Raw genomic sequence first — 24,968 nt, 5'->3', positions numbered from 1 at the left:
GTCGTATCCTTTCAGAAATATCAGTGTTTTAAAATGTGACGGAAGGTATGGAGCCAGTTTTCCCCGGCCAGCTTTGCCAGATGGCTTTCTGTATACCCGTGCTGCCTTAAATGGTCCAGGAAGGCCGGAAGGTTCTCGTGGGCTCCGGAGAGGATATCAAAGGGGCGCTCCGGCATCTGGTCCGTGGACGAGGACAGGTCGTCCGCAAAAAATGAGTCGCAGAAATCGAAGCCAAAGGCCACATGGTCCTCTCCCATGATCTCTGTCATATGATCCAGATGGGCGGTCAGTCCGTTCTGATCGGGGGAAACACCGGGACCGGCGGTCAGGAGACTGCACCCGTTGAGTCCCACCGTTCCGCCGCGGCTGGCGATCTCCCGCATCTGGCAGTCGGTCAGGTTCCGGTTGCTGCCGGCAACGGCCCTGGAGTTGGAGTGGGAGGCGATCACCGGGCAGGAGGTGATGGAGAGCACGTCCTCCACCCCTTCATCGCTTAAATGGCTGAGGTCCAGGATCATATGAAGGTCTTCGGCTTCCTTCACCAGCTCCCGGCCAAACTCCGTAAGGCCGCCTTTTTTCAGGCTGCCGGAAAAGTCGCAGCCGTCAGCCGCAGCGTTTCTGCGGCTCCAGGCCAGGCCCAGTCCACGGACGCCTGCGGCATAAAAGCCGTGGAGCAGGAGGCAGGAGGAAACGGGCTCTGCTCCCTCAAAGGAGAGAAGAAAGCCGATCTTTCCGGTTTCGGCGGCCCGGAGGAAGTCGTCTGCGCTGGTGCAGAGCATGAGAAGATCCGGGGTTTCCTCGATCTCGCAGTGGAGGGCCGAGATCTGCTCCATGGCCACAGAAAGGGCCCCATAGGGCAGGTACTGGCTGTCCACAAAAATGGAGGCGACGATACCGGTCACGCCGCCCTTCTGGAAGGCGGGATAGTAACGCCTCCGGATGACCTGGCGCTCGCCTTTTTTCCGGCGGGCGGCCACGTCCATGAGAATATCATAATGTCCGTCAATGATGTATTTCATAGTTACAGCTTCCTTAGTATACTAATTGTGAGAAGTAGACGACGATGACCGCCTCTTCCTTTGATCGGTTCATATAGTTGTGCAGGCTGCCGCTGGGAATATAGAAGCTGTCGCCCTCATGGATCGTGTATACGCTGTTGTCCATGTGGAGCTCCATCTCTCCCTTTAAAAGCAGAAGGCTTTCATCGTATGTGCTGTGGGAGATCATGCGCTCTGTGACCCAGTGGCCCGGCTGTACACGGACCATAAGACCGGTGATCTTCGCTTCCCTTCCGTCCGGGAGGCGGGAGGGGGTGAAGATGGAGTAGGAGACATCGATCTCGGGGATCTTCATGGGGATCCGGTTCTCTTTGCGGATCAGAAAGGATTCCCGGGAGCCGCCTTCTCCATCTGCCTGTGCCAGGGGAGCGTCGTCGGATCCGCCCATGATGAGCCAGACCTCAGAGCATTCCAGGCAGGCGGCGATCTTTCTCAGGGCAGAAAGCGACGGAGATTTCAGATTCCGTTCGATCTGGGAGATATGCCCGATGGTATATCCGGTCGCGTCTGCGACCTGTTTCAAAGTCATTCCTTTTTTCTTCCGGGCTTCCCGGATCCGATTTCCATACATGGTTCAGATTTCCCCCTTTCATATGCCGGTCATGGGCTGCTTCCGGCGGCGTCCTCCCGCGGGACCGGGCAGCCGGATAAAGATTCCGGGACCCTTAGCTGGCGGTTCCGGAGAGGCTTGTGAGTGCGGAGATCCCGCAGGCCAGTTCCTTCATATCGGCGCAGGTGATCTCCACCTCAGTGCCGCTTAAGCGTCTTACGCCCGGAGTCAGGGCAACGGCATCGGCCATGGCTGTTGATTTAAAATCAATGCCCAGAACGGCCGGAACGGCTGTCTCGTAAAGGGGGAGCTTCTTTAAGTCGGATGCCAGGACCTCCTTCACTGCACAGATGGTGTCCTCGCGGAGCTTTCTCTGGGGCTGGAACTTTGCCGCATAGCGGGTAAGGGATTCTTTTGTGGTCACAAATTTTACCCAGGGCATCATTTCCTTATCGATCAGCTGCCTGCGCAGACCGGAATCGCCGATGACCAGTCCCACCGGTACTTTATAGGAGGCGGCAATGGCGGCGTTGGTAACGGTCTCGTTCATATAGGCTCCATTGATCTTCAGGCATGAAACGACCTTTCCATAGAAGCTGTGATCCATATTGGCGCAGATCTCTCCGGGGCCGGCGTGGTATCCGGCAAAGAACGCCACATCATATGTCTCATCCAGACAGGCCACCATATACTGCGGGCGCGGGGAGCCGCTGACCAGGCTGATCCGGTCATCCATCTGGCTCAGTTCATCATAGGAAAGGTTTCTTCCGCTTCCATGGGAATCGGCAATGGTGATCTCCTCAACCTCTCCATTTTTTTCAGAGGCCTGGATCCCTTCAATGATCCAGCGGACCTGGTTATGGAGCGCCCGGCGGAAAGAAACTGTCTCTTCCCGTTCCTGGGACGGAGACGTGATGCCTGCCATACCTTCCATGTCGACAGAAATAAAGATTTTCATGATAATCCTCCTTAAGAATGCGTAGATATATTTTGTAGTGAGATTACTCTATGTTGAAACATTATAAAACTATAATAAAATAAAGTCAATATATTGACAGAATTAACAAAAATAATTATACTATGAGTAATATTATACTGTAAGTTAAAAAATGGAGGCGACTCCGGAACAGCCCTTAAAATATCCAGGGAAAGCAGAGGTAAGAAAATGAAATATAATTTTGATGAGCCCGTGGACAGAAGCCAGAACCGCTCCGCCAAATACGATGAGCGCGTGAAAAATTTTGGTACAGACGACGTGATCCCCTTATGGATCGCAGATATGGATTTTAAGACGGCCCAGCCCATCATCGACGCCTGCAAAAAGAAAGCGGAGGAAGGGATCTGGGGTTATACCTCCCGGCCGGACAGCTATTTTAAGGCGTATGCAGACTGGCAGGAGAGAAGAAACGGCTGGAAGTTTGATCCGTCTCTCTGCAGCTGGAGCCTGGGAGTGGTCCCGGCCCTGGCGGGGATCATCAAGCTGTTTACCCAAAAGGGAGAAAAGGTCCTGATCCAGCCGCCGGTGTACCCGGAATTTTTCGATATCACAGAAAATACCGGAAGGACCCTGGTGCAGAATAACTTCCTGGAGCGGGACGGCGTATGGGAAGTGGACTTTGAAGACTTTGAAAGACAGGCAAAGGACCCGGAGGTGAAGCTTTTCATCCTCTGCAATCCCCACAATCCCCTGGGACGGGTATGGACGAAGGAAGAACTGGAAAGGATGCTTACGATCTGCTTTGAAAACGACGTGCTGGTGGTTTCCGACGAGATCCATTCCGACCTGATCTTCCATGGGAAAAAGCATACGCCGGCGGTCCTTGCGGCACCGGGAGCAGATAAAAAGGTGATCACCTGTATCTCTGTCACAAAGACCTTTAACCTGGCCGGCCTCCAGGCATCCACCACGGTGTTCCCGTGTCTGGAAATGAAGAAGAAGTTCGATTCCTACTGGGGCGGCATGGACATCCACCGGAACAACGCCTTCAGCTCCGTGGCCATGGAAGCGGCCTTAAATGAGGGCGAGGAGTGGCTGGAGCAGCTTCTGGAATACATATCCGGAAACCTGGATTATATTAAGGAATATTTTGACACAAGGATCCCGCTGATCCGGGCCAATATCCCCGACGCCACCTACCTGGTGTGGCTGGACTGCCGGAAGCTCAATATGACAGACCAGGAGCTTAAGGCGTTTATGATCAGAAAGGCCGGTCTGGGACTGAATCCGGGTTCTGATTTCACAAGGGCTCTGAGCGGATTTATGCGGTTAAACGCAGCGTGTCCAAGGGCCACTCTGGAAAAGGCCCTGGGGCAGCTGGAACGGGCCGTCAATGAGCTGGCTCATTAAGGGAGGAAACATCATGCATGAACTTACAAAACTGATCAAAGACGATATGCGTCCGGCCCTGGGAGTTACAGAGCCGGGGGCCATTGCATACGCAGTCTCCAGAGCCAGATCCTATCTTACGGGAGAGCTTAAGGAGGTGCGGCTCTTATTAAACAGCGGCATGTATAAAAATGCCTATACCTGCGGGATCCCCAACAGCCTGTTTTTCGGAAACGAATATGCGGCTGCCCTGGGAGCCGTGGCCGGGAGACCGGAAAAGGAGCTGGAGAGCCTGGCCGATGTGACAGAAGCGGACAATGCGGCGGCAGAGGCCCTGGTGAAGGCCGGAAGGATCCATGTGGAAATGAGCGGGATCACCAGCCGGATCTTCATTGAGGCCCAGGTAAAGACCGCAGACGGCGAAGCCATGGTGCGGATCCGGGACTCCCATACCAATGTGGTACGGATCGAAGCAAACGGAAAAACCATCCTGGACCGGGAGGAGCCCCAGGCTGCAGAGGCTGCAGAGGAAACGCCTCTGATCCATAATTATACCCTGAGGCAGATCTATGAATATGCGAAAACGGTCCCGGCAGAAGAGATCTCCTTCATAAAGGCCGCCTATGACATGAACTACGCCCTGTTTGAAGAGGGCTTAAAGAACGAAAGGACCACCTATGCCCGCCATCTCCTGAAAAAGAACGGCGGACAGATCCTTTCCTCCGATGAGCAGAAAACGGCATCCCTTCTCTGCAATGCCGCCATCGAGGCCCGTGTCATCGGACTGGACCGGCCGGCCATGAGCATCACCGGCTCCGGGGCCCACGGGATCATCGCCACCATGCCCCTTTACGGCGTATGTAAGATCCGGGGGCTGGAGGATGAGGCATTGTACCGGGCAACGGCGCTTAGTTATCTGATCTGTATGTATATTAAGGAATATTCCGGCAAATTATCGGCCTTCTGCGGCTGCGGGATCGCGGCCGGAACGGGAATGGCCTGCGCTCTGGTATATCTGTGGGGCGGCGACGATCAGATGATGGCAAAGACCATCAACAACATGGCCAGCAGCATCACCGGAATGATCTGCCACGGCGGGAATAAGGGCTGTACCATGAAGGGCGTTGTGGCTGTGGACGCGGCATTCCAGTCCGCAGAGCTGGGAATGAACGGGATCTTCATCGACGATATCCATGGCATCAACGGCAGTACGCCGGAGGAGACCATGCGCCATATGGGTGAGATCGCCTCGCCGGGCATGACGGGAACAGAGAAGACCATCGTGGATATCCTGCAGGAAAAGGGCCGGGCGTAAGGGCCAGACCCTGGCCCGCTGCCCGCGAAAATAAAAAGGGGCTGTCGGGAAATAGATAGTCTAAAACAGGGCCGGCTGTGACTTATGTGAGTCACAACCGACCCTGAAATTTTTTCATAAAAAAGAGAAAAAGATGGCTAACGACAACCATCTTTTCCCCGTTCCATGTTATAATGGAACTATGCTTAAACAAGATTATTATAACGACTTTTTTGATTTTGGGCAACAGAAAATTAACTTCAGCTTCTTCGAATTGCATTTACCCGACGACGATCCTGTCTATACCCTGAAAAAAGTAATGGAGGAATTGGATTTTTCAGGCCTGCTGGCCTGTTGTTCAGACCAGGGAAGAACCGGGTACAATCCAATCATGCTGTATGCTGTTGTTACCTACGCAAACATGCGTGGCATCCGGGCCGTTGACCGGATCGTGGAACTGTGTGAACGGGACCTGGCATTCATCTGGCTGACCAAAGGCCAGAGACCCAGGCGGGATGCTTTTTATGATTTTAAGGGAAAAAAACTGACCGGTGAGATCCTGGATGAACTGAATTACCAGTTCCTGCGCCGTTTGAAAAAGGAAGGCCTGCTCACACTCAGAGAGCTTTTTATCGATGGCACTAAAATAGAAGCAAACGCCAACCGTTATACCTTTGTCTGGCGGGGAAGCTTAAACTACCATCTTGCGGGGCTTCTGGACACCATTGATGCCCTTTATGCAGCTTACAATGCACTTCTGCATGAAAACGGGTATGGACCGAAATATGATCTTGGGGATGCCAGGATGTTTGTGGTGGAAGGCATGGACAAAGTCCGGCGTGTGATCGAGGAGAACCGGAAACGGAAGCTGACAAAGCACAAGAAGATTTCCAATAATACCGTGATCGAAATCGACGGCTGTTCCCCGCCTGAGATCCTGAAGCTGCAGAAAAACCTGAAAACGATCGCTGAAGGGGAAGGGATCGGTTTTGTTTACGGAAAGGGACAGCGTAAGCCGGAGATCCAGAAGCTGTATGAAGAACTGGAGACCTGCGGCAGCCGCCTGATGGAATACAAGGAACACTTTGAGATCATGGGAAAAGGACGGAACAGCTATTCCAAGACAGATCTGGAAGCAACCTTCATGAGAATGAAAGAAGACCACATGCTCAACGGCCAGCTGAAACCGGCATACAATGTCCAGATCGCAGTAGAGAACTATTTCATTGTCCACAGTTATGTCAGCAGCGACCGGACTGATTACAACACGCTGATCCCGGTTTTGGAAAAGCACCGGAAAGCATTTGGGGAAGATCTGGAAGCAGTCACTGCGGACAGCGGTTACTGCAGCGAAAAGAATCTTTCCTATCTGAAGGAGAACGGGATCAAAAGCTATATCAAGCTTCAGGATCACGAAAAACGGAGGACCCGTGCATACAAAGCGGATATCGGAAAGTATTATAACATGAGCTGTGCCGTTTTTGAGGATGAGTATTACTACATCTGCCATGATGGGCGGGAACTGCGGCATATGCGGACGGAAAGCAGGATACAGGATGGGTATACCCAGACCTTTGAAGTATATGGCTGTGCAGACTGCAGCGGCTGTGAACATAAGGCGAAATGTCTGTACAAATATGATGCTGAAAAGCATTCAGACCGAAACAAGGTCATGAAGATCAATGAACGGTGGGAAGAGCTGAAAGAGGAAACCAATGAAAACATCCAGAGTGAAGAAGGGATCCTGAAGCGTCAGACACGGTCGATCCAGACGGAAGGCCACTTTGGTGACATCAAAGAGAATGAGAACTTCCGGAGATTCCATTACCGTTCAAAAGAAAAGGTGTATAAAGAGTTCATGCTGTATGCGATCGGGCGGAATATCATGAAATACCACCGGTTTCTGCATCATGAGATTGAAAAATACGAAGGGAAAAAGGAACCAAAAACTGCTTAAAGGCAATGAGCGTTCCCAAAATGCCAAACAAGGGGATACTATGCCCTGAAATTGGAGACAAAAAGGGAATGAGACAGTCCGGCAGAAAACCATAGCCCTGAAAAAGCCAGGAGTTCTGCGGACTGTCTCATTCTTTTGTTATCCGGGGAAAAAATCGGTATTAACCGACAGCCCCTGTCTTTTATTATGCGTTCTTTTTCTGATCGTCCTTTTTCTTTCTGAACCGGTCTAAGAATTTCTTCTTCTCCGGCAGAGGCGGGATCCCACCGCGGACGCTTTTGATCTCTGTTATGTACATACCGCTGATCACGACCTTGGCCTCGGTCTTTAAGGGAAGCTGTAAAAATACCTTTTCATCGGCGATCATGGTCATGATCCTGGGACCGATCTTGGCCTTTACCACCGGGATCTTGGCGCGCCTGGCGTACCAGGGCGTCTGCTCATAAACGATGGCCGGAAGTCCGGCTTCCTTCAACTTCAGTTTCTTTTTGTCAATGGCCATAAGCGTTACCACCTGCTTGGCGGCGTCGATGGTGGCCTGGGCCTCAACCTGACGTTTCTCCAGCTTTCGTCCAAAGTAGTACAGAACACCGAGCACGATGGCTGCAATGATGAGGACTACGAAAAGGACGTTCATTACGATGCTCCAGTTCATGGGTATACCTCCAGTTGTCTTCACGTTCGCCCTCTTTGCAGGGCATTGCTTGTATAAGTATAGCATTCCTTACATAAAAGTGCAAGGAGATTTTCCGTCTCCGGCAGCCCTCCGGCTCCTGCCCCAGGGGCTTTTTTTGCGGCTTTTTTGCGGCCTTAAAGTCCGAAAAGAATTGACGGTATTTGCAAATAATGGTAAAATATAGATATTCAGAACAAATGGTGCGAATTTTTCAAGGAAAGGTGACACGACTATGGGAAAACAGACAGTATGGGAGGAAATTGACAAAAAATCGGCGGAGATCCTGGAGGCCAGCGACCAGATCTGGGGATGTGCAGAGACTGCTTTTACAGAGCATCAGTCCATGAAGGTCCTTTGCGAGCTGCTGAGAAAAGAGGGCTTTCAGGTGGAAGAGGGACTGGCAGGCGTGGAAACGGCCTTTAAGGGTACCTTTGGTTCCGGGAAACCGGTGATCGGCTTCCTGGGAGAGTTTGACGCATTATCGGGTCTGGACCAGGAAGCAGGGGCCACGGAAAAGAAGCAGCTCCATGCAGGCGCTCCGGGCCATGGCTGCGGCCACAACATGCTGGGTGCGGCTTCTCTGTCTGCGGCCTTAGGGCTTAAGAGATATCTGGAGGAGACAAAAAAATCCGGTACAGTGGTCTATTTTGGCTGTCCCGGCGAGGAAGGCGGCTCCGGCAAGGCGTTTATGGCCAAGGGCGGCGCGTTTTCCGGCCTTGACGCGGCCATTACCTGGCATCCCGGCGATCTGACCCGGGCCGATACGGGAAGCTCCCTGGCCAACTACCAGGTGGCCTATAAATTCTATGGCACCAGCGCCCATGCAGGCGGAGCCCCCCATCTGGGTAGGAGCGCCCTGGATGCCCTGGAGTTAATGAACATGGGCGTTCAGTTCCTCCGGGAGCATGTGGTCCCCGAGGCCAGGATCCATTACGCCATCACAAACACCGGCGGCTATTCCCCCAATGTGGTGCAGCCCTATGCGGAGGTGCTTTATCTGATCCGTGCGCCAAAGAATAAACAGGTGGAGGAGATCTACCGCCGTGTCAATAAGATCGCGGAAGGCGCGGCCCATATGACGGAGACCCGGGTGGAGATCGATTTTGTGAAGGGCTGCTCCAACCTGGTGAGCAATAAGGTGATCGCAAAGAAGCTGTGGGAAAACCTTACGGAGCTTGGCGCGCCGGAGTATACAAAGGAAGAAATGGAGCTGGCCCAGGCCATCCACGACAGCGTGGGAGAAAGCTGCTATGAGTCCATTGAAAAGGTGGCGAAGACCTGCGATAAGGAGACGAAAAAAGAGGTGCTGGCCCACAGAGGCGAGGCCATGTACCGGTTCGTGGCACCCTTTGATCCGGTGGGGATCATGTCCTTTGGCTCCACCGACGTGGGCGATGTGAGCTGGAACTGCCCAACCGCCCAGGCATATGTGGCCACATGGGCGGCAGGAACGCCGGGCCATTCCTGGCAGGTGGTCTCCCAGGGCAAGAGCGGCCTGGCCCATAAGGGACTGATCTACGCGGCCAAGGCTATGGCGGGAGCCGCTGTGGATCTGATCGAGGACCCGGAGATCATCAAAGAGGCATGGGCTGAGATGGAGGAGACGCTGGAGGGCGATACCTATCACTGCCCGATCCCGGACGGATGCAGGCCCAGGGCCATCGGAATGACAAAATAAAAAGCGGACTATATCACGGACGCCGGAGGGGCGCTGCTGGATCATCTGTATGGATGACCGGGCAGCGCCCCTTTTCACATCTACAATTCCATCTGCTCCGGAAATGCTTCCTTCCTTAAAAGCCCCCACATCCGGTCAATATAGGAGAGGGTGTAAAAGTTTTCATAGTAATGGTAATAAAAGGCTCCCTTCAGGGTCATGGAGTAGACTCCGTCCTTTTCTTCGGCAAATCCCAGCAGCCTTGCAAGGCGCAGCTCCAGCCCGTACATTTTCTTTAGGGGAACGCCGAAAAAGGCTTCAAAGTCCCGGGGATCCACGCGGGTGCTGTAAGCGGTCCAGAACAGGTAGTAGATCATCCGCTGGCGGGGCGTAAACCGGAGGGTCAGGGCTGTGGGCATTTTTTTCTGGTCTATGCGCCGGATATACTCCTCCACAGAAAAGGTGTTGATCTTAAACTGGTCCCTTAAGAGCGTGGCGGCAGAGCAGCCGAACCCTAAGAAGTTATCCCTGGTCATGGAGGAGTAGGAAGCATGCTTCTCTCTGGCAAAGGTCCAGATGGAGCTTCTGGTACAGCCGGTCTCCAGGCAGTACCGGGTGATCTGGTCCAGAAGCCGCCGCTTTTCCTTTTTTCCCATGGACGGAAGGACGCTGTCGGTGAAGGTGAAATCAATGAACGGATAAAGGGCCACATGGTTGGCCCCGGCTTCAAAGGCAGCATCCACGTCGGCCTTCAGATCCCCAAAGGTCTGGGATGGAAGGGCAAAGATGAAATCCATGGACACTGTTTCAAAGGGGACCTGGGAGAGGGCGGCTTTTAGCGAGTCCATGTCCGCGCCGGTCCGGCCCAGGAGCTTCTGAAACTTTTCCTGGAAGGACTGGATCCCGATGCTGAGCTTTGTGATCCCGGCCTCTTTTAAGATATGGAGGGTCCGGGGCGTTATATTTTCCGGATGGAGTTCGATCCCGATGCCCTGGGTAATGATAAAATGCTCCTGGATGGCGTCGATGATCTCCTTTATGCGGTCCGCCGCCAGGGCCGGAGTGCCGCCGCCGAAGTACAGGCTGGTGACGATCTTTTTTCCGGGAATTTGGCTTCCTGCCAGGTGGATCTCCCGGATCAGGGCGTCGATGTACCGGCTGCATGCTTCCTCGGAGTAGAGGGTCTTGCAGTAGGGACAGAAGCTGCAGATGCTCCGGCAGAAGGGGATATGGACGTACAGCCCCAGGCCGTCACAGTCAGAAAAGGGCAGCTCCTGATCGTATTCTTTTTTAAAAAGGAAGGGCTTTGTGGAACGGGTCAGCCACATCCGTGTCAGCTCTGTGATCATATGTATGCAGCTCCTAAATATATTTCAGATACGTTTTCAGCATGTCCAGGACGATCCGGGGCTTTCCCTGGAAGATCAGGGTGTATTCTGCCACAAAGAAATAGCCGCACTGGCTGCACAGGTCCGGGACAGAGATGCAGCGGCCGCAGGTGGAGAGAGTCCCGTTTTCCATGACCACACATTGGCGGCAGGGGGTGGGAAAGCTTCCGTCGATCAGATAGGGGAAGGCGCTTTTCAAGTTAAAGACCGGGACGCTCTCCTCCATCATTTCCTCAATGACACGGCAGCAGGAAGCCTTTTCGTCCCGGGACAGGGCCAGCTCCCTGGTGTCGGGATAGGGAGTATGGAAATTAAAGGAAACGGCCCGCACGTTTTTCGTATCCCTGGCGGTCCGGCACACATGGCGGACGGCGTCCTTATTGATCTGGTTGATGGCCATGTAAAAGCAGATGTTGTCAGAGGAAGCGTTTTTGATGTTTTCCATGATGAGGTCATAGGTGTCTCCCCGAACAGTGTTGTGACGCTCCCGGTCCCCGTCCAGGCTCAGAAGGATCAGATCGGCTTCCGGGAGATCCAGGGGAAAGGTTCCGTTGGTGACCACGTTGACGATGAGAAAGCCCATGCGCTTTGCCTCGATCACCAGGTCCCGGAGGGTGATGTCCCCGTCCCTCCATAAAAAGGTCTCCCCTCCGCAGAAAAAGAGGATACGGATCCCCATGGAGTAAAGCTGTTCCATCTCCCGGCGGATCTGGGTGTAAGGATAGAGGACAGAGGTGATATTGTTGACAGAGCAGTGCTTACAGTGCAGGTTGCACCGGTCCGTCACGATGATGGTGCCAAGAATGGGATCGCTTTTTTTAAAGAGGATCGTCTTTAAGCCAAAGGCGGCCAGGGGGAGGAAGGAGGAAATCTTCATGGGGGAACATCCTTTCTTTTGAGAAGAGATTTTCATTTTAAACCATTGTATCATATCTGCTCTTCTGGTTCCATAGAGAAAGATCCACTTTGTTCCTGGAAAAAACAAATGGGGAGCGGTTTTTCTCCGGCGGCATCATGGGGGAACAGGCCTGTACCGGCTTAAAGAGGTATGCAGCAGGTTGTCAGGGCGTAAGACTGATAAATAGCGGCATAGATCAAAAGGGTAAGATATGGTTGTGCGGGACTGTATCCTGGGTTATACTGATGAGACAAGAGATTTTCAGTAAGGAGGACTGACATGGCAGTATATTTTTACGGCTGTATTACATTGGATGGATATATGGCTGCAAAAGGGCATGGCCTGGACTGGCTTTATGATACAGGAAGTCCGGAGGAGACCAGCTATGACGAATTTTACAGCCATATGGATGTGACCTTGATGGGGCGCCGGACGTTCCAGGAGATCGAAAAAACAGGGGATCCAGCCTCTGTTTATCCCACCACAGAAAATTATGTCTTTACCCACAGAGAGCTTTCCTGTCCGGGATTTACGGCAGTCAGCGGGGATCCGGCGGAGTTCGTAAAGAAACTGGGACAGGACCGCAATATCTGGGTGGTGGGGGGAAATACCATTCTTGCCCCGCTGCTTGACCAGGATATGGTGGACTGTCTCATCGTTCAAGTGGCTCCGGTACTGCTGGGCGAGGGGATCCCTCTGTTTAGGCAGAAGGAAGCCCTGCGCCGGTTCCGGCTGGAAACCGTCCGGCAGTACGGGCAGTTTGCGGAGCTGGTGTATGGCCGGAGATAACCGGGGCCGTTCATCTCCAACTGTTTTCTTTGCGTTGCACAGCAGAGAAGGACATGCTATACTAACCGCGGAGCGTCTGGCATGACAGACAGACTTTTTGCATACATGGCGGAAAGCCGGACGTCTGCCGGATGATCATTAAGAGAACAGGATGGATAAGAGTATGAAGTTCAGAAGAAAACTTGCGGCGTTTACGGCCGCCTGCGTCCTTGGGACCGCATCATTTACGGGAATGGAAGCAGAGGCGGCAGAAATTCCGGAATACATGAGATCTGTGACGTATTTCGGAGACGAATGGCCCATTAACTACTGGAACAGCGAAGACAAAAACATGGAAGAAAATATGGCGCGGATCGCTGCCGACGGCTTCAACAGCCTGATCCTGGTGATCCCGTGGCGGGAATTCCAGCCCAGCGAGGTGGGAAGCTATTTCAATGAAAGGGCCTTTGCCCGCCTGGACCAGGTGATGGACTGTGCGGAGCGCCATGGCCTGGGGGTGGTCCTGCGGCTGGGATACGTATGGGATTACCTGGGGGCGACCGAGACGCCGAAGCGGTTTGCGGCCATCACAAAGGACGATGGTCCGGAGCGGAAGCTGTGGCTGGAATACAGCAAAAAGGTGTATGAAACGGCGGCGGCCCATGAAAACTTCTGGGGCGGCTTCATTACCTGGGAGGATTTCTGGAACTATACGGAAAATATGGGCCGCGACATGGCCATGTCCAGCCGGATCCGTATGGCAAAGGACTGCGGCTACCAGGCGTACCTGGAGAAAAATTACACTCTGGACCAGGTAAGGGGATTTTACGGCCCGAAGCTGGAGACGTTTGAACAGGTATATATTCCATATAAGGACCATCCCTCCGCGGAGCTTTTTTATGAATTTTATGACCATTTCCTCACAGAGCTGACGACGGAGACCCAGGCCGTGTTCCCGGGGCTGTCCCTGGAGATCCGGGCAGACGGGGACATCGTGTATGACGGGATGGGAGGAAAGAAATATTATTCCCACAGCGCCACCTACCCCTGTCCGGGGGCTGATTATGCGGCCCTCATGTACAGCGTGTCCATGGGACAGGAGAACACGGGAAATAAGATCTCTGCCTCCACGGCCCTGGAGGCCATGACCAGGAATCTGGACAGTATTTACGCGGCGGCCGGGAAGCCGCTTTACATCGAGCAGCTTTTGTATATGGATTCCACTGAGGCCTTCTCCCATAATACCCAGGTGGAGGATGAACAGGTGGGAGAGTTTGTCAGGAACCTGGCCCCAGTGCTTTCTGGACGGACCAATGGATACGGGCTATGGGTATACAGGAATTACGTGAATAATGCCGTTTATAACAGCCAGTTTGCCCTGGATCAGGAGGGCTGGAGCTTTTCTGGAGACAGCCGGATCGAGGAGCGGAACGGCTCCAAGGCGGCAGTCATCGGGAAAAAGGGTTCCATTTCCCAGGATCTGGACGGCCGGATCCCCGGAAGCAGCCGGATCCATGTGGAATTTTACGCAGAAGCAGAAAACGGCGGAGCCAGCGTGACGGTCCGCCTGGGCGGCGACGAGCAGACGATCCATGTGGGCGAGGGGAAAACGTACCGGATGGAATTTGCATCCCTTCCGAGATACACGTTTTCCATCACCGCAGAACGGCGGATTCATGTGGACGATATCCGGGTCTACACCTATGAGCAGAATGGACGGATCTATGAGCGGGACGGAAGCGCCGGGGATCTGGCCGGGGATTTCCGGACGCTCAATGGAGAGCTGGCCGCAGAATAGGAGATGGAAGAGGAATGGAGCTGACAGGAGAGACAAAGGACTGGGGACGTGGGATGGCGGAGGCGTTTTCCATGGTTAAGGATCAGGCGCCTCTGGTGCACATGATCGCTAACTATGTGACGGCCTCCTTCTGTGCCGACGTTATGGCGGCCATGGGGGCCAGACCGCTCATGGCCCAGGCCCCGGAGGAGATGGAGGAGATCACCGGATCGGCGGACGGACTGGCAGTGAACCTGGGCCAGCCGTCGGAAGAAAAATATCTGGCCTGTGAGCGGGCGCTTCAGACCGCCGGAAATCTTGGGCTCCCAGCGGTCCTGGACCCGGTGGGAGCCGGGGCGTCCGGATACCGGAAAAAAGCGTCGGCCAGTCTGTGCGCGGCTTCATGGCCTGGGAGGGCCTGGTCCGGAGTGCTGAAGGGAAACAGCTCAGAGATCCACACGGTGCTCACCGGAGCCGCCGCCCACAGCGGAGTGGACAGTGTGGGGACGTTTTCCCATCTGGAAGAGGAGGCCGCGTTTTTAAGGGATATGAGGGAGAAGGGCCGGAACATGGTGATCCTGGAGACTGGAGCGGTGGATAAGCTCTGCTGGATCTCAGAGAGCGGTGGAAAAGACCGGATCTTCCGGGCTGCCTTCGGCCATGAAAAGAGCCGCCGGGTGAACCTGGTGGGCACGGGCTGCGTCACAGGAGCCGTCCTGGGAGCCCTTCTGGCAGCGGAGCATAAAAAAACGGGAGCCATGCCGGGAACGGACCGGATGGCCCTTCTGGCGGCCTCGGCGGTATCCATGGTCTCTTTTTGCTGCGAGGCCATTGGGGACGGAGGGTATGGAACATATAAATGGAAGCTTCTCGACGCTCTCAGCCAGCCGGACCTGGATTTATATGAGGCGTACATAGGGAGAAATATGAAATGGATATGTTAGAGATCATGAAAAAGGAAGAGGCATACTGCTCAGACCACAGGGATATGCCGGGAGAGCTTCAGAAAAAGGCAAAAATGCTGTGCTGGAGGTACAATCAGACCAGTCCGGAGGAGGGGGATGCGCGGGCAGAGATCCTGCGGGAGCTTCTGGGAACGTGCCACCCTCTGACGTTCATCGAACCGTCCTTCCGCTGTGATTATGGCTTCAACATCCACACCCACGGGCTGACGGTGATCAATTATAACTGCGTGATCCTGGACACATCTCCGGTCCATATCGGGGAAAACGCGTTTATTGCGCCGGGCGTCTGCATTGCCTGCTCCGGTCATTCCAAAGACGCGGCCCAGCGGGCGGCCGGAATCGGTACGTCAGCGCCGGTCACCATTGGCCGTGACGTCTGGATCGGAGCCAATTCCACTGTCTGCGGCGGCGTTTCCATCGGGGACGGGACCATCATCGGGGCTGGAAGCGTGGTCACGAAGGATATCCCATCCGGGGTGATCGCTGCGGGCAATCCCTGCCGGGTGCTCCGCAGGGTGACGGAGGAGGACAGGTGCAGGATAACGGGGGAAGAGAGGGAATGATCTTAGAATTAAAGATACCACGCCAAATATGGCGCTCCCACGCTTATACATAACTGCAAAAGATAGAAAGGTCCGGTGTAAGTCATAGCTGCTGCATTGTGCCTTTTTCTTTCCCACATTGTTTCACTTGCTGATAGATAAAGGCATCCAGACTTCTGATCGGACTGAAGAAGTACAGATTGGCAACGATTCATAAGAGAACAGCGTGAGACGGATATTCAGCTTTCGATTGCGGAGAAAAGTATCAGCATATCCGGTGGACTCGCTCTTTATTTTTGACAAAGCACTTGGTTATTGAGCGTTTACCAATTATCCATTTACCTTCAAAAGAATAGAGGTCACTTCGGGCCGCATTGCCCCGTAGTGACCGCTATTTTAAAGGTATTTAGAATTGCTTTTGATAATATAACTAAGTAATATTTTATTGCAGTACAATATTATTGAGCACATCTTCAATATATGTATCATACCCCTTTTCTATATCAATTACAACCAGTTTCTTGTTAATTATCATTGCATAACAATCAAACCAATCATATTCTGAACCCGGGCAATAATATGCTGAAATCCCTGAGATATTAACTTCTGTAAAAATACCGGGATTGCTGTCTACTACATAAGCCAGTTGTTCAGCTCCTTCACTTGTTTTAAATGTAGACAAATCCACTTTAAATGTATCGTCGTTCACCTCGCATTCATAGATTATTGATATATAACTTTGTGAGTCAGAAACATTTTTATCTATAGCATTAAATGTAGTGGCATTTGAGTTAGCTGCATTTGAATTAGTGGCAACATTATTGTATGGTTGTTTAGAGTCCATCATAAAAACAGTAGCATTACTATTTTGTAAAAAGTCTTCTATCGAATCATATTCTGTATTTGCTATAGATTCAGCGATAGTTTCAATTTCATTTTCTTGAGTTATTTCAGAAGGTTCCTGAACGGTATGATCTTTACACCCTGATAAAGTTAAACTCATTGCTACTGCAATAACTATGATAAATTTTTTCATATCTATCCCTCCCTCGCATACTATAAAACTTGATGGCTACTTCTTATAAAAATTCCATTTCTACAATCTGTACACCAAATATTTTCTGTATATAATGGAAATTTATCATATCCACCATTCATAGTACATAATTTTTTACTATCATGAGGCGAATCTAAACAACCAAACATATGGGACATTTCGTGCTGAATCACACGCACTGTATGCTGAATATTCGATTTATTGGCACCGCAATATGAATATTGTTTTCCTATTGTCACTCCGTAATTATAATGGTGGTCCCGGCCATTATTGCAACAGAGGAGAGGAGTTCCGGCCAATCCAACTTCCAGATAATAGCCAGCAGGATATTTTTCTTGAAGCATACGTACAAGTTTTATAGAATTTTTGTGATGGTATTCCGTATCAGTAGTGTCTTTGCATTTACTATCTGCAACACAAGTACAATTATCTGTAACGTCTTGCTCACATTTATCTATTGGTAAACCGGAAGATTCATATTCAGAAATACTAAATAATAGATTCCACGTTTTTTCAAACGGTATTCCTACTTTCTCAAAAAGTTCATCAACGCTCATTACATCAGAAAATTCAGAGCGGAATGTTGAATCCGTATAAACATCAAGACCTACTGTAATGGATTCATTTGCAATAAGACGTCCTGTTGTCTCGTCCAAATGAAATAATTCTCCACCAATATTAATCCATCCTGTCGCCATAGAACCTTGTGGATTATCACCTGTCTGCTCCATATATAAGTAATAGCTATATCCATCAATATTTAACCATCCTATAGCCATAGCACCTGCGGTATGTTCATATTGTGCTGTTGAATAAAAATAATACCAATAGTTGTTTATTTCATACCAGCCAGTAACCATAGCTCCTGCTGGAAAAGTGGAATTACCGGTTGTTTCTAAATAAAACCACTCTCCATTTATATTTTGCCAGCCTTGTAGCATATATCCATCTTGATTAAAAAAATACCAACGCCCATCTATATATTCCCACTTATTGATAGCATAACTTCCATCAGGATATTGCCACCACCAGCCGGTATCATCTTGTTGCCAAGAACCCTCTGCGTTTTGGGATCTTAAACGCATATTAGGATAAGAATCTGTTGTGATTTTTTCAACACTATAGCTTTCTCCTGGTGGATAAGCTCTTTCGGCAAAAGTGGTAAAACTATTTATAAGGAATATACATATTGCTATCATCGAAAAAACACTTAACTTTTTCATTTGATTCCTCCCATCATTAACATGATTATTTGTTAGTTGCACTTGTTGTAATTGTTCAATGGTATCACCCCACTCTGTAAAAACAAACAGCACAATCTGGATTGTACTTGAAAAATATATAATTTTTCCATATCCAAATTATACCATGATTAAAAAACTTGTACAATATGTGACATAAAAAGTCATTTATATGTAAGGATTTTATGCAAAATGAAAGAAAAGTTTAAGCAAAAACCTGTCACATTTTAGCTTTTTTTACGTAGCATAAAAGTGGAAGCTGTTTAATAATCAGGGAAAAAATTGTGTTCGTAATGGGAATCTGGAAGTTATTTATATAAAATACGAAAACGCCTATATTTGTTTCTTAATTTGGATACTATTTTTTGCAATCCATTAAGTAGCAAGCAATACCTCTGTGGCCACACATGGCACGAAGTGTTCGCGTCGCTCTGCTCCTTATTTTTCATATCCTCAACACTCCATTCCTTTCTTTTTTCCCTGCTCCGGGTATCCTGGCAGACAGCCAACATTTGCTTTGACTGTTAAAACTTCCTGCATATCCCTGCGGGCTTTTGGTATTCACCGTAAAGCCTTTTTTTCTTTGCCAGCCTGCCTCCTTCTTTCTGGGCCTCCATTTTGGGGAGCTTCGCCCCGTCAAGAATCCTCCTTATATCCGCCTGTACTGCCCAGTAAAGTTTAAGTTCGGCTTTATGCTCCGCCTAAAACTTCCGTCTGTACTTTGAAGCCTTGTACTTCTCAAAGGCGGACGGATTTTTGCATATTGTACTGTAGCCGTTTTTAATTCCGCGTTGGCCTTCTGCGCCGTCTCTATAACAAAGCTGCCGGAGGGAAAGTCCGTTGCCTTTGCCTTGACCTAAAATTCCAGAATAACGTCATTCTGACGGTGACGGAATTTCTCACTATGAACACCCGTCCAAAGATACCAGTCAACGCCCGGAACTTAAACGCTTAGCGTGTATGCAGATAGGCGTTATATTGCGAATGACTGTATTTTCCCGGAGGATTGGACAATTGATGATCTGATGGGGAAGCATCGGTCAAGACCGTATAATCCGTTGATCGCCAATACGTTTTTCAGAGCTGGTTTTATTGAGGCGTGGGGACGTGGAATCGAGAAAATCAAAGACAGTTGTAAGGAAGCTGGAAATCCTATGCCAGAATATACGATTAAACGTGAGGATATTATGGTTATGTTCAAGAGCTTGGTTAGCAGCACTGACCAAGATACTAACCAAGCTAACCAAGGCGGCGATAATTCCGTAGTTACACGCATCTTGAAAGTGATTCAAGAGGAACCATCTTTGTCTCAGAAAAAGATTGCAGATGTCATTGGAGAAAAATATAGTACAGTTAAGTATTATATGGAATCTATGAAAAAATCTGGAATTATAAAAAGGGAAGGTTCCAGTCAAAAAGGAAAATGGGTTATTCTATAACTATATTTCATCCAATTCGACAATAATAGTACTCTTTTGATACAGCCAGTCCGTAAATGCTTTCGGGCTGGCTGTTTCTTCATCAGCAAAATCGACGGGCCTTTCTTTTTAGTCAACCATATTTTTAGCTAAGGGAAAACAGATGATCCTAGGCGATCATCCCGCTTTCCTCTAAAAAGCAGATCATCAGGCTGACGGCCAGGAGATCTGCGCAGCCGCCGGGACTCAGATTCCTTTTTATAAAGGACTGGTCCAGGGCGGCTGTTTTTTCTCTGAAGGATCCCGGGGTCAGCTCTGCAAGGAGGGCACCGGCTTCTTTTTTTCCGGCAGCAGCCTCTGTTAAGCCGCCCCGGTGGATCATATTGGTGTCGTCCACCTGGGAGAGCAGGGAAAGAAGCGTCAGGACGGCTGCGTCGTTTAAGGAAAAGCCCTGGGACAGCCAGGCCTTTAAGGCCGGAAGGCCGATGGTAAGGGCCGACGGAAAGCCCAGGGCAGCCTCTCCGCGGGCTCCGGCAATGCCGTAGGCTGTGTGGATCCTTTCCCCGGCCGTTTCTTCTGTGGATCGTCTGTGACCGGCCCCGGCGGACACGTCCTGGCGTCTGTCTTCGGCTTTGAAGTCCTTAAGGGAGCAGCTTCCCAGCTTTTTGCATTCCCCGACCACCGCGTCCAGCGGCACAGGAGGCTTCTTTCCGAGCAGGAAGGAATCTTTATATACCTTTCCCAGGGCTCCGCAGAGGATGGCAGAGGCAAAGATCAGGCCCTTGTGGGTATTGACGCCGCCGGTGGCAGAAAACATCTTTGCTTCGGCGTTTTGTCCGGCGAAACGGAGCCGTTCGAAAAGCCGGTCCCCGGTCTCGTCCCCATGCTCCCAGCCGATGCTGAAAAAATCCCGGAACCAGGGGATCAGGGCGGCGCTGCTGTCCACAAAGGTGAAAAAGTCCATATCCTGGTGGGAGCCGGAATTATTCCGGTCCACCAGGCCGGGCTTTGGCGTAGCCGATACCTCATAGAGCAGGGCGCGGACGGCTGCCGCCGCTGCCTGGTCGGCGGACTGTTCTTTAAAATAGTCGTTGAGGATCTGGGAAGTCCTCCACAGTATCAGCTCCATGGAATGGGTGCGGTTTCTGGCGCAGGCCTTTGCATTTTCGCCGCAGATCAGACAGGAACGGGGCGGAAGGCCGAAACCGGAGCGGCTTAAGAGAACGGCATCCGGTCCCAGGACATCTATGTCAAAGAGCCGTCCCAGTCCGTGGTTTTCTTCGATGGAGGTCATTTTCCTCTTTATTTCCGGGGCGTCGGCATCCAGAAGGAAAAAGGCCTCCGGCCCTGTGTTTTCCCTGGATTCCTCAAAAGAGAGGAGGTCTCGGCTGGAAACGGCGGCCCGGATCTCCCGTAGACCTTCCTCGAAAGCCCAGACAGCCAAGGGAAAACACTTGATCTCTCCAGGGATATTTAAGGAAAAGCTGATGAGGCAGCGGGCACCGGGGGTGGCTAAAAGTGCTTTCTGCCGTTCAGCCCGGCGGCTCCGGGCGTCCAGGATCTCTTTCAGGGACGCCGGAGAGCCGCAGAAGATCTGATTTAATTTCATGGGCGCGCTCCAAATTCGTTTTTCAGATACTGGGCCGTACACGGCGGCACAAGCTGTAAGACCTCCTCCGTAACGCCGGTTTCAGCCAGCAGTTTCCGGACTCTGGAGGCGCTGATCACCTCCGGCTTTCCCTCGGGGGCCTCCGCCGTGGTCCGGGCGATCTTTATAAAGGAAATGCTGTACTGGGGCAGAAGCCGGATCATGGCCTCGTTATAATCTCTTGTCACCGGATCCAGGGGCTCCTCCCCGGCAAACCGCTTGGTGATATGGAACAAGGGGGCGATCCGGGAGGCGAACAGAGTGATGTCCAACTCGCTCTGGATCCTGGCTGCATCCTCGCCTTTTTTCAGGAAATAGGTGGGGAAGGTAGCGGAGGAGATCATATATGGGCCAGAGGGATGGACCTTCACATTGGGAAGGTGGGCCGTCCCTTCCTTTACCAGACGCATCCGCACCTCAAAGGGGAAGAGGGAACGGTCCTCCTCCACCACAAAAATGTGGAGCAGGCTGCACCGGGAGGCGGCATAGGTGATCAGAGCCAGATGGCCTTTGGTAAAGGGGTTGCAGTTCATGACGATGCAGCCCACGCCTCCGGTCAGGGTGTTTCCATGGTTTTCAGGGAATTCCGGGAGGAATGCAGAGTAAAAACGCTCCAGCCCGTTTTTCCTGTTTTCCAGCATCAGCACCGACTGGGTCTCAGCCAGGGGATAAAAGCCGCAGGATGTGAAAAGAACCTTGTTTTTTGGCCTGGTGATGACGAAAAGATCATAGTGGCCAGCTTCAAACCGGTTTTCCACCAGTCTGGATACCAGGCTTCCCAGGGCGTTCTGACCTCTTAAGGCCTCGTCCACGGCAAAGCATTTTAAAAGGTTTCCGGCGCAGCAGCCGCAGCCCAGCAGAGTCTCGTCCTGGTCAAAAACGCCGAAGGCAGTTTCGATGTCATCTTCAAAAACCAGCTCATGGTCCGATAAAAAACGGATCAGCATCTCTTTATCATGGGGAAATCCCAGGGAGATCTCATGGATCGTAAATTCTTCTGTCATAGTATCCCTCCTGTCTGTTTTTACAGAGATTATATCATTTTTCTGGCTTTATGAACAGAAAAACATAAAAATAATCCGGAATTTCGGATTATTTCCAAAACTCCGGATTATAAACGTTTACTCAATGATCAGATCCACATCCGTCTTTTCCACTACCTCGCCGATGATGGCTCCAGTGATGCCCTGGGCGGTCAGCTTTTTGCAGAGCTCCATGGCCTGGTCTCCGGGAAGGGCCACCAGAAGGCCTCCGGAGGTCTGGGGGTCTGCGATCAGATCCACCAGGCACTGCTCGGCAGAATCCATGATCCGTAAATGGGGCTTCACATAATCCATATTCCGGTAGGCTCCGGCAGGGATGATGCCCATTTCCGCCAGCTCTCTGGCTCCGTGGAGCAGCGGGAGCTTTTTGCTGAAAAGCTTTAAGGTGCTGTCGCTTCCCTCTGCCATCTCATAGGCATGTCCCAGAAGACCAAAGCCTGTGATATCGGTGCAGGCATGGACATCCGGGAAGGTCTGGGCTGCTTCAGCTGCTTTGGCGTTCAGTGTAGCCATGGAACAGGTCATGGCGTCATAATCCTCTTTTGATACCAGGTCTGCCTTGGCTCCTGTGGTCAGGACGCCGGTTCCCAGGGGCTTGGTGATCACTAAAAGATCCCCAGGCTGTGCGCCGACATTTTTAAGGATCTTATCGGGACGTACATATCCGGTGACGCAGAGACCGTATTTGGGCTCCGGATCCTGGATCGTGTGGCCGCCGGCGATGGTGCAGCCGGCTTCCACGGCCTTATCATGGCCGCCCTTTAAGATCTGCCGGATCGTTTCCTTGGAAAGACAGTTGGGAACACATAATAAGTTCATTGCCACCGCCGGCTGTCCGCCCATGGCGTACACGTCGCTCAAAGCGTTGGCTGCGGCGATCTGTCCGAACTGGTAGGGATCGTCCACGATGGGCGTAAAGAAATCCACAGTATGGATGGCGGCCACATCATCGGTGATCTTGTAGACACATGCGTCGTCGCTGGTATCAAAACCCACCAGAAGGCGGGGATTATAAACGTTTGGAAGATCTTCCAGTATTTCTGTGAGGACACCCGGTCCCAGTTTGGCTGCTCAGCCGGACGCGGTGGTCATCTGAGTAAGGGGCAGTTCTTTTGCCATTTGTAAAAACCTCCTAATTGATCATGATTTCATCATAACACCTGGATTTTTAAAAAGCAACCGTATAGATAAACATATTTACAACCGGTATATGTATTGAAATATGCTATTTGACAAGACTGCTGAAACAACGATAAAATAAAGGGTAGCTTATTGGGCGAAAAATACAAGCAGGAGGATTTGATCATGGCAAATGTAGTCGTAAATGCAGTGGGAGACCAGTGCCCGATCCCGGTAGTAAAAGCCACAAAGGCATTAAAGGCAATGACAGAGGCTGGAATCGTTGAGGTCCATGTAGATAATGAGATTGCCGTCCAGAACCTGACCCGTCTGGCATCCAGCAAGGGCTTAAAGTCCTTTGCAGAGAAGAAGGAAGAAAAGCTGTTCATCGTGAAGATCACCCTGGACAAGCCCCTGGAGGAGAACGGAGCCGAGGAGGAGGCTTCCTGCGGCGTAGACAGAAGAAAAAATACCGTAGTAGCCATCGCTTCCGAGCGCATGGGACATGGAAACGACGAGCTGGGCAAGGTCCTGATGAAGGGCTTTATCTTTGCTCTTTCCCAGTTAGACGAGCTTCCCAGCACCATCCTTTTCTACAACGGCGGCGCGACCATCACGACCGAAGGCTCTCCGTCTCTGGATGATTTAAAGAACATGGAAGCCCAGGGCGTGGAGATCCTCACATGTGGAACATGTCTGGATTATTATAATCTGAAAGACAAGCTGGCGGTGGGAAGCGTGACCAATATGTACACCATTGTGGAAAAGCTTGCCAACGCAGATAAGATCATCAAGCAGTAAGGAATAACAGGAGAGTATCATGTATCAAGTGGGAATCGATATCGGGTCCAGCGCGGCCAAAACAGCAGTCATAAAGGATGGGGAGGTCGTGAAGACCTACCTTTTAAATACAGGCTTCAGCAGCAGGAAAACGGCGGAGGATATCTACCAGATGCTGGAGAAGGACGGGATCCACAAGGATAACGCCGCCTATGTGGCTACGGGCTACGGACGGATATCGGTCCCCTATGCCGATAAATCCGTAACGGAGATCACCTGCCACGGAAAGGGAGCCTGGCATCTGTTCGGAAGGAACGGGACGGTCATCGACATCGGAGGCCAGGATACCAAGGGGATCGCCTTGAAAAACGGCCGTGTCATGAAGTTCATCATGAACGATAAGTGCTCTGCGGGAACCGGAAAGTTTCTGGAGGTCATGACCAACCGGCTGGGACTGACCATGGAGGAGCTTTCAGACCTGGCATCCCGGGGAAATCCCATTACCATCAGCTCCATGTGTACTGTGTTTGCAGAATCAGAGGTCATCAGCCTCATTGGAAAGGGAACTCCCAGGGAGGATATCGCTTACGGCGTCATCGAATCGGTGGTCACCAAGGTGGTGCAGCTGATCTCCCAGGTGGAGGGAGACCAGTATTTCCTCACCGGAGGTCTCTGTGAGGATCCCTATATTTTAGAACGTCTTTCCCTTGCGCTCCATGCGCCGGTGGAAAGCGTACCCCTGGCAAGATATGCCGGAGCCATTGGAGCAGCGCTTACGGCTGCCGTATAGAGAAAGGAAACATCAG

The 24,968-nt window shown here is 51.4% G+C and carries 22 protein-coding genes and 1 pseudogene; 12 read left to right on the top strand and 11 right to left on the bottom strand.

Features of this window, described 5'->3' with window-relative positions; genetic code table 11:
* Positions 1-20 precede the first annotated feature (20 nt).
* The 3 genes from ACI6NM_RS07155 to ACI6NM_RS07145 all read right to left on the bottom strand — a co-directional run bounded on the left by ACI6NM_RS07155 (position 21) and on the right by ACI6NM_RS07145 (position 2,566).
* The gene (locus tag ACI6NM_RS07155; protein ID WP_262426735.1) at positions 21-1,019 is read right to left on the bottom strand and encodes a dipeptidase; all 999 of its coding nucleotides are present in this window, start codon (positions 1,017-1,019) and stop codon (positions 21-23) included.
* Between the two features lie 13 nt (positions 1,020-1,032).
* Complete coding sequence (locus ACI6NM_RS07150) at positions 1,033-1,629, bottom strand: helix-turn-helix domain-containing protein (protein WP_022274506.1); 597 nt, start codon at positions 1,627-1,629, stop codon at positions 1,033-1,035.
* A 94-nt stretch (positions 1,630-1,723) separates the two neighbouring features.
* Positions 1,724-2,566 (bottom strand): M55 family metallopeptidase, encoded by an 843-nt coding sequence (locus ACI6NM_RS07145; RefSeq protein ID WP_215655057.1) that lies wholly within the window; start codon positions 2,564-2,566, stop codon positions 1,724-1,726.
* Positions 2,567-2,773: 207 nt separating this feature from the next.
* Here ACI6NM_RS07145 and ACI6NM_RS07140 point away from each other — a divergent pair, with 207 nt between their 5' ends.
* From ACI6NM_RS07140 to ACI6NM_RS07130, 3 genes are all read left to right on the top strand, one after another.
* Complete coding sequence (locus ACI6NM_RS07140; RefSeq protein WP_262426734.1) at positions 2,774-3,955, top strand: MalY/PatB family protein; 1,182 nt, start codon at positions 2,774-2,776, stop codon at positions 3,953-3,955.
* A gap of 13 nt (positions 3,956-3,968) precedes the next feature.
* On the top strand, positions 3,969-5,249 hold the full coding sequence (locus ACI6NM_RS07135; protein WP_262426733.1) for an L-cysteine desulfidase family protein: 1,281 nt from the start codon (positions 3,969-3,971) through the stop codon (positions 5,247-5,249).
* 181 nt (positions 5,250-5,430) lie between these two features.
* A complete protein-coding gene (locus tag ACI6NM_RS07130; RefSeq protein WP_438501096.1) occupies positions 5,431-7,185 on the top strand; it encodes an IS1182 family transposase in 1,755 nt (584 codons plus the stop codon).
* Between the two features lie 184 nt (positions 7,186-7,369).
* Here the strand turns inward: ACI6NM_RS07130 and ACI6NM_RS07125 are convergent, their stop codons facing one another.
* Positions 7,370-7,840 (bottom strand): ATP synthase subunit B family protein, encoded by a 471-nt coding sequence (locus tag ACI6NM_RS07125; RefSeq protein ID WP_262427079.1) that lies wholly within the window; start codon positions 7,838-7,840, stop codon positions 7,370-7,372.
* A 253-nt stretch (positions 7,841-8,093) separates the two neighbouring features.
* Here ACI6NM_RS07125 and ACI6NM_RS07120 point away from each other — a divergent pair, with 253 nt between their 5' ends.
* On the top strand, positions 8,094-9,539 hold the full coding sequence (locus ACI6NM_RS07120) for a M20 family metallopeptidase (protein ID WP_022274510.1): 1,446 nt from the start codon (positions 8,094-8,096) through the stop codon (positions 9,537-9,539).
* An 80-nt stretch (positions 9,540-9,619) separates the two neighbouring features.
* On the opposite strand, the gene ACI6NM_RS07115 is transcribed toward ACI6NM_RS07120, so the two are convergent.
* Both ACI6NM_RS07115 and ACI6NM_RS07110 read right to left on the bottom strand, forming a co-directional pair.
* Positions 9,620-10,873 carry a radical SAM protein gene (locus tag ACI6NM_RS07115; protein ID WP_262427085.1) on the bottom strand — a complete coding sequence of 418 codons (1,254 nt, stop codon included), beginning with the start codon at positions 10,871-10,873 and terminating at the stop codon, positions 9,620-9,622.
* Positions 10,874-10,880: 7 nt separating this feature from the next.
* Positions 10,881-11,783, bottom strand: coding sequence for a radical SAM protein (locus tag ACI6NM_RS07110; RefSeq protein WP_262427078.1), 903 nt, complete (start codon positions 11,781-11,783; stop codon positions 10,881-10,883).
* Between the two features lie 300 nt (positions 11,784-12,083).
* On the opposite strand from ACI6NM_RS07110, the gene ACI6NM_RS07105 reads away from it, so the two are divergent.
* The 4 genes from ACI6NM_RS07105 (at position 12,084) to ACI6NM_RS07090 (ending at position 15,877) form a co-directional block, all read left to right on the top strand.
* Positions 12,084-12,593 (top strand): dihydrofolate reductase family protein, encoded by a 510-nt coding sequence (locus tag ACI6NM_RS07105; RefSeq protein WP_262427077.1) that lies wholly within the window; start codon positions 12,084-12,086, stop codon positions 12,591-12,593.
* A gap of 163 nt (positions 12,594-12,756) precedes the next feature.
* Positions 12,757-14,370, top strand: a complete 1,614-nt coding sequence (locus ACI6NM_RS07100; RefSeq protein ID WP_262427076.1) for a hypothetical protein — start codon at positions 12,757-12,759, stop codon at positions 14,368-14,370.
* A 14-nt stretch (positions 14,371-14,384) separates the two neighbouring features.
* On the top strand, positions 14,385-15,293 hold the full coding sequence (locus ACI6NM_RS07095; protein ID WP_262427075.1) for a hydroxyethylthiazole kinase: 909 nt from the start codon (positions 14,385-14,387) through the stop codon (positions 15,291-15,293).
* Complete coding sequence (locus tag ACI6NM_RS07090; RefSeq protein WP_022272218.1) at positions 15,281-15,877, top strand: sugar O-acetyltransferase; 597 nt, start codon at positions 15,281-15,283, stop codon at positions 15,875-15,877. Before ACI6NM_RS07095 ends, ACI6NM_RS07090 begins: the two co-directional genes overlap by 13 nt.
* Positions 15,878-16,298: 421 nt before the next feature.
* On the opposite strand, the gene ACI6NM_RS07085 is transcribed toward ACI6NM_RS07090, so the two are convergent.
* Both ACI6NM_RS07085 and ACI6NM_RS07080 read right to left on the bottom strand, forming a co-directional pair.
* Entirely contained in the window at positions 16,299-16,892 is a 594-nt protein-coding gene (locus ACI6NM_RS07085) for a hypothetical protein (protein ID WP_262427074.1), read from the bottom strand.
* 20 nt (positions 16,893-16,912) lie between these two features.
* Positions 16,913-18,136: a hypothetical protein gene (locus ACI6NM_RS07080; protein ID WP_262427073.1), complete on the bottom strand. Its 1,224-nt coding sequence runs from the start codon at positions 18,134-18,136 to the stop codon at positions 16,913-16,915.
* Positions 18,137-19,110: 974 nt separating this feature from the next.
* On the opposite strand from ACI6NM_RS07080, the pseudogene ACI6NM_RS07075 reads away from it, so the two are divergent.
* Together ACI6NM_RS07075 and ACI6NM_RS07070 are read left to right on the top strand one after the other, a co-directional pair.
* Positions 19,111-19,293, top strand: a pseudogene (locus ACI6NM_RS07075) (ATP-binding protein); the annotation flags it as partial.
* Positions 19,294-19,308: 15 nt separating this feature from the next.
* On the top strand, positions 19,309-19,593 hold the full coding sequence (locus ACI6NM_RS07070) for a winged helix-turn-helix domain-containing protein (RefSeq protein ID WP_262427084.1): 285 nt from the start codon (positions 19,309-19,311) through the stop codon (positions 19,591-19,593).
* 148 nt (positions 19,594-19,741) lie between these two features.
* Here ACI6NM_RS07070 and citX read toward each other — a convergent pair whose 3' ends face one another.
* From citX to selD, 3 genes are all read right to left on the bottom strand, one after another.
* Positions 19,742-21,181 (bottom strand): citrate lyase holo-[acyl-carrier protein] synthase, encoded by a 1,440-nt coding sequence (citX, locus tag ACI6NM_RS07065; protein WP_262427072.1) that lies wholly within the window; start codon positions 21,179-21,181, stop codon positions 19,742-19,744.
* A complete protein-coding gene (gene citC / locus ACI6NM_RS07060) occupies positions 21,178-22,224 on the bottom strand; it encodes a [citrate (pro-3S)-lyase] ligase (RefSeq protein ID WP_262427071.1) in 1,047 nt (348 codons plus the stop codon). Before citC ends, citX begins: the two co-directional genes overlap by 4 nt.
* Before the next feature lie 117 nt (positions 22,225-22,341).
* Positions 22,342-23,382 (bottom strand): selenide, water dikinase SelD, encoded by a 1,041-nt coding sequence (gene selD / locus ACI6NM_RS07055; protein WP_262427070.1) that lies wholly within the window; start codon positions 23,380-23,382, stop codon positions 22,342-22,344.
* 186 nt (positions 23,383-23,568) lie between these two features.
* Here selD and yedF point away from each other — a divergent pair, with 186 nt between their 5' ends.
* Entirely contained in the window at positions 23,569-24,183 is a 615-nt protein-coding gene (gene yedF / locus ACI6NM_RS07050) for a sulfurtransferase-like selenium metabolism protein YedF (RefSeq protein ID WP_262427069.1), read from the top strand.
* A gap of 19 nt (positions 24,184-24,202) precedes the next feature.
* The gene (locus ACI6NM_RS07045) at positions 24,203-24,952 is read left to right on the top strand and encodes an acyl-CoA dehydratase activase (protein WP_158358312.1); all 750 of its coding nucleotides are present in this window, start codon (positions 24,203-24,205) and stop codon (positions 24,950-24,952) included.
* Positions 24,953-24,968 lie beyond the last annotated feature (16 nt).

The sequence above is a fragment of the Pilosibacter sp. YYHA0881 genome (assembly GCF_051602715.1).
Classification (GTDB): Bacteria; Bacillota; Clostridia; order Lachnospirales; family Lachnospiraceae; genus Alitiscatomonas; species Alitiscatomonas aceti.
Note: the sequence above shows the minus strand (reverse complement) of the source record. Positions and strands in the feature narration are given on the sequence as shown.

Coding starts and splice junctions, on each gene's coding strand:
- ACI6NM_RS07080 (WP_262427073.1), bottom strand. CDS start 18,136: ATGAAAAAGTTAAGTGTTTTTTCGATGATAGCAATATGTATATTCCTT.
- ACI6NM_RS07045 (WP_158358312.1), top strand. CDS start 24,203: ATGTATCAAGTGGGAATCGATATCGGGTCCAGCGCGGCCAAAACAGCA.
- ACI6NM_RS07090 (WP_022272218.1), top strand. CDS start 15,281: ATGGATATGTTAGAGATCATGAAAAAGGAAGAGGCATACTGCTCAGAC.
- citC (WP_262427071.1), bottom strand. CDS start 22,224: ATGACAGAAGAATTTACGATCCATGAGATCTCCCTGGGATTTCCCCAT.
- ACI6NM_RS07095 (WP_262427075.1), top strand. CDS start 14,385: ATGGAGCTGACAGGAGAGACAAAGGACTGGGGACGTGGGATGGCGGAG.
- ACI6NM_RS07070 (WP_262427084.1), top strand. CDS start 19,309: ATGCCAGAATATACGATTAAACGTGAGGATATTATGGTTATGTTCAAG.
- ACI6NM_RS07085 (WP_262427074.1), bottom strand. CDS start 16,892: ATGAAAAAATTTATCATAGTTATTGCAGTAGCAATGAGTTTAACTTTA.
- yedF (WP_262427069.1), top strand. CDS start 23,569: ATGGCAAATGTAGTCGTAAATGCAGTGGGAGACCAGTGCCCGATCCCG.
- ACI6NM_RS07105 (WP_262427077.1), top strand. CDS start 12,084: ATGGCAGTATATTTTTACGGCTGTATTACATTGGATGGATATATGGCT.
- ACI6NM_RS07135 (WP_262426733.1), top strand. CDS start 3,969: ATGCATGAACTTACAAAACTGATCAAAGACGATATGCGTCCGGCCCTG.
- ACI6NM_RS07140 (WP_262426734.1), top strand. CDS start 2,774: ATGAAATATAATTTTGATGAGCCCGTGGACAGAAGCCAGAACCGCTCC.
- ACI6NM_RS07130 (WP_438501096.1), top strand. CDS start 5,431: ATGCTTAAACAAGATTATTATAACGACTTTTTTGATTTTGGGCAACAG.
- ACI6NM_RS07110 (WP_262427078.1), bottom strand. CDS start 11,783: ATGAAGATTTCCTCCTTCCTCCCCCTGGCCGCCTTTGGCTTAAAGACG.
- ACI6NM_RS07145 (WP_215655057.1), bottom strand. CDS start 2,566: ATGAAAATCTTTATTTCTGTCGACATGGAAGGTATGGCAGGCATCACG.
- ACI6NM_RS07100 (WP_262427076.1), top strand. CDS start 12,757: ATGAAGTTCAGAAGAAAACTTGCGGCGTTTACGGCCGCCTGCGTCCTT.
- ACI6NM_RS07150 (WP_022274506.1), bottom strand. CDS start 1,629: ATGTATGGAAATCGGATCCGGGAAGCCCGGAAGAAAAAAGGAATGACT.
- ACI6NM_RS07125 (WP_262427079.1), bottom strand. CDS start 7,840: ATGAACTGGAGCATCGTAATGAACGTCCTTTTCGTAGTCCTCATCATT.
- ACI6NM_RS07120 (WP_022274510.1), top strand. CDS start 8,094: ATGGGAAAACAGACAGTATGGGAGGAAATTGACAAAAAATCGGCGGAG.
- ACI6NM_RS07155 (WP_262426735.1), bottom strand. CDS start 1,019: ATGAAATACATCATTGACGGACATTATGATATTCTCATGGACGTGGCC.
- citX (WP_262427072.1), bottom strand. CDS start 21,181: ATGAAATTAAATCAGATCTTCTGCGGCTCTCCGGCGTCCCTGAAAGAG.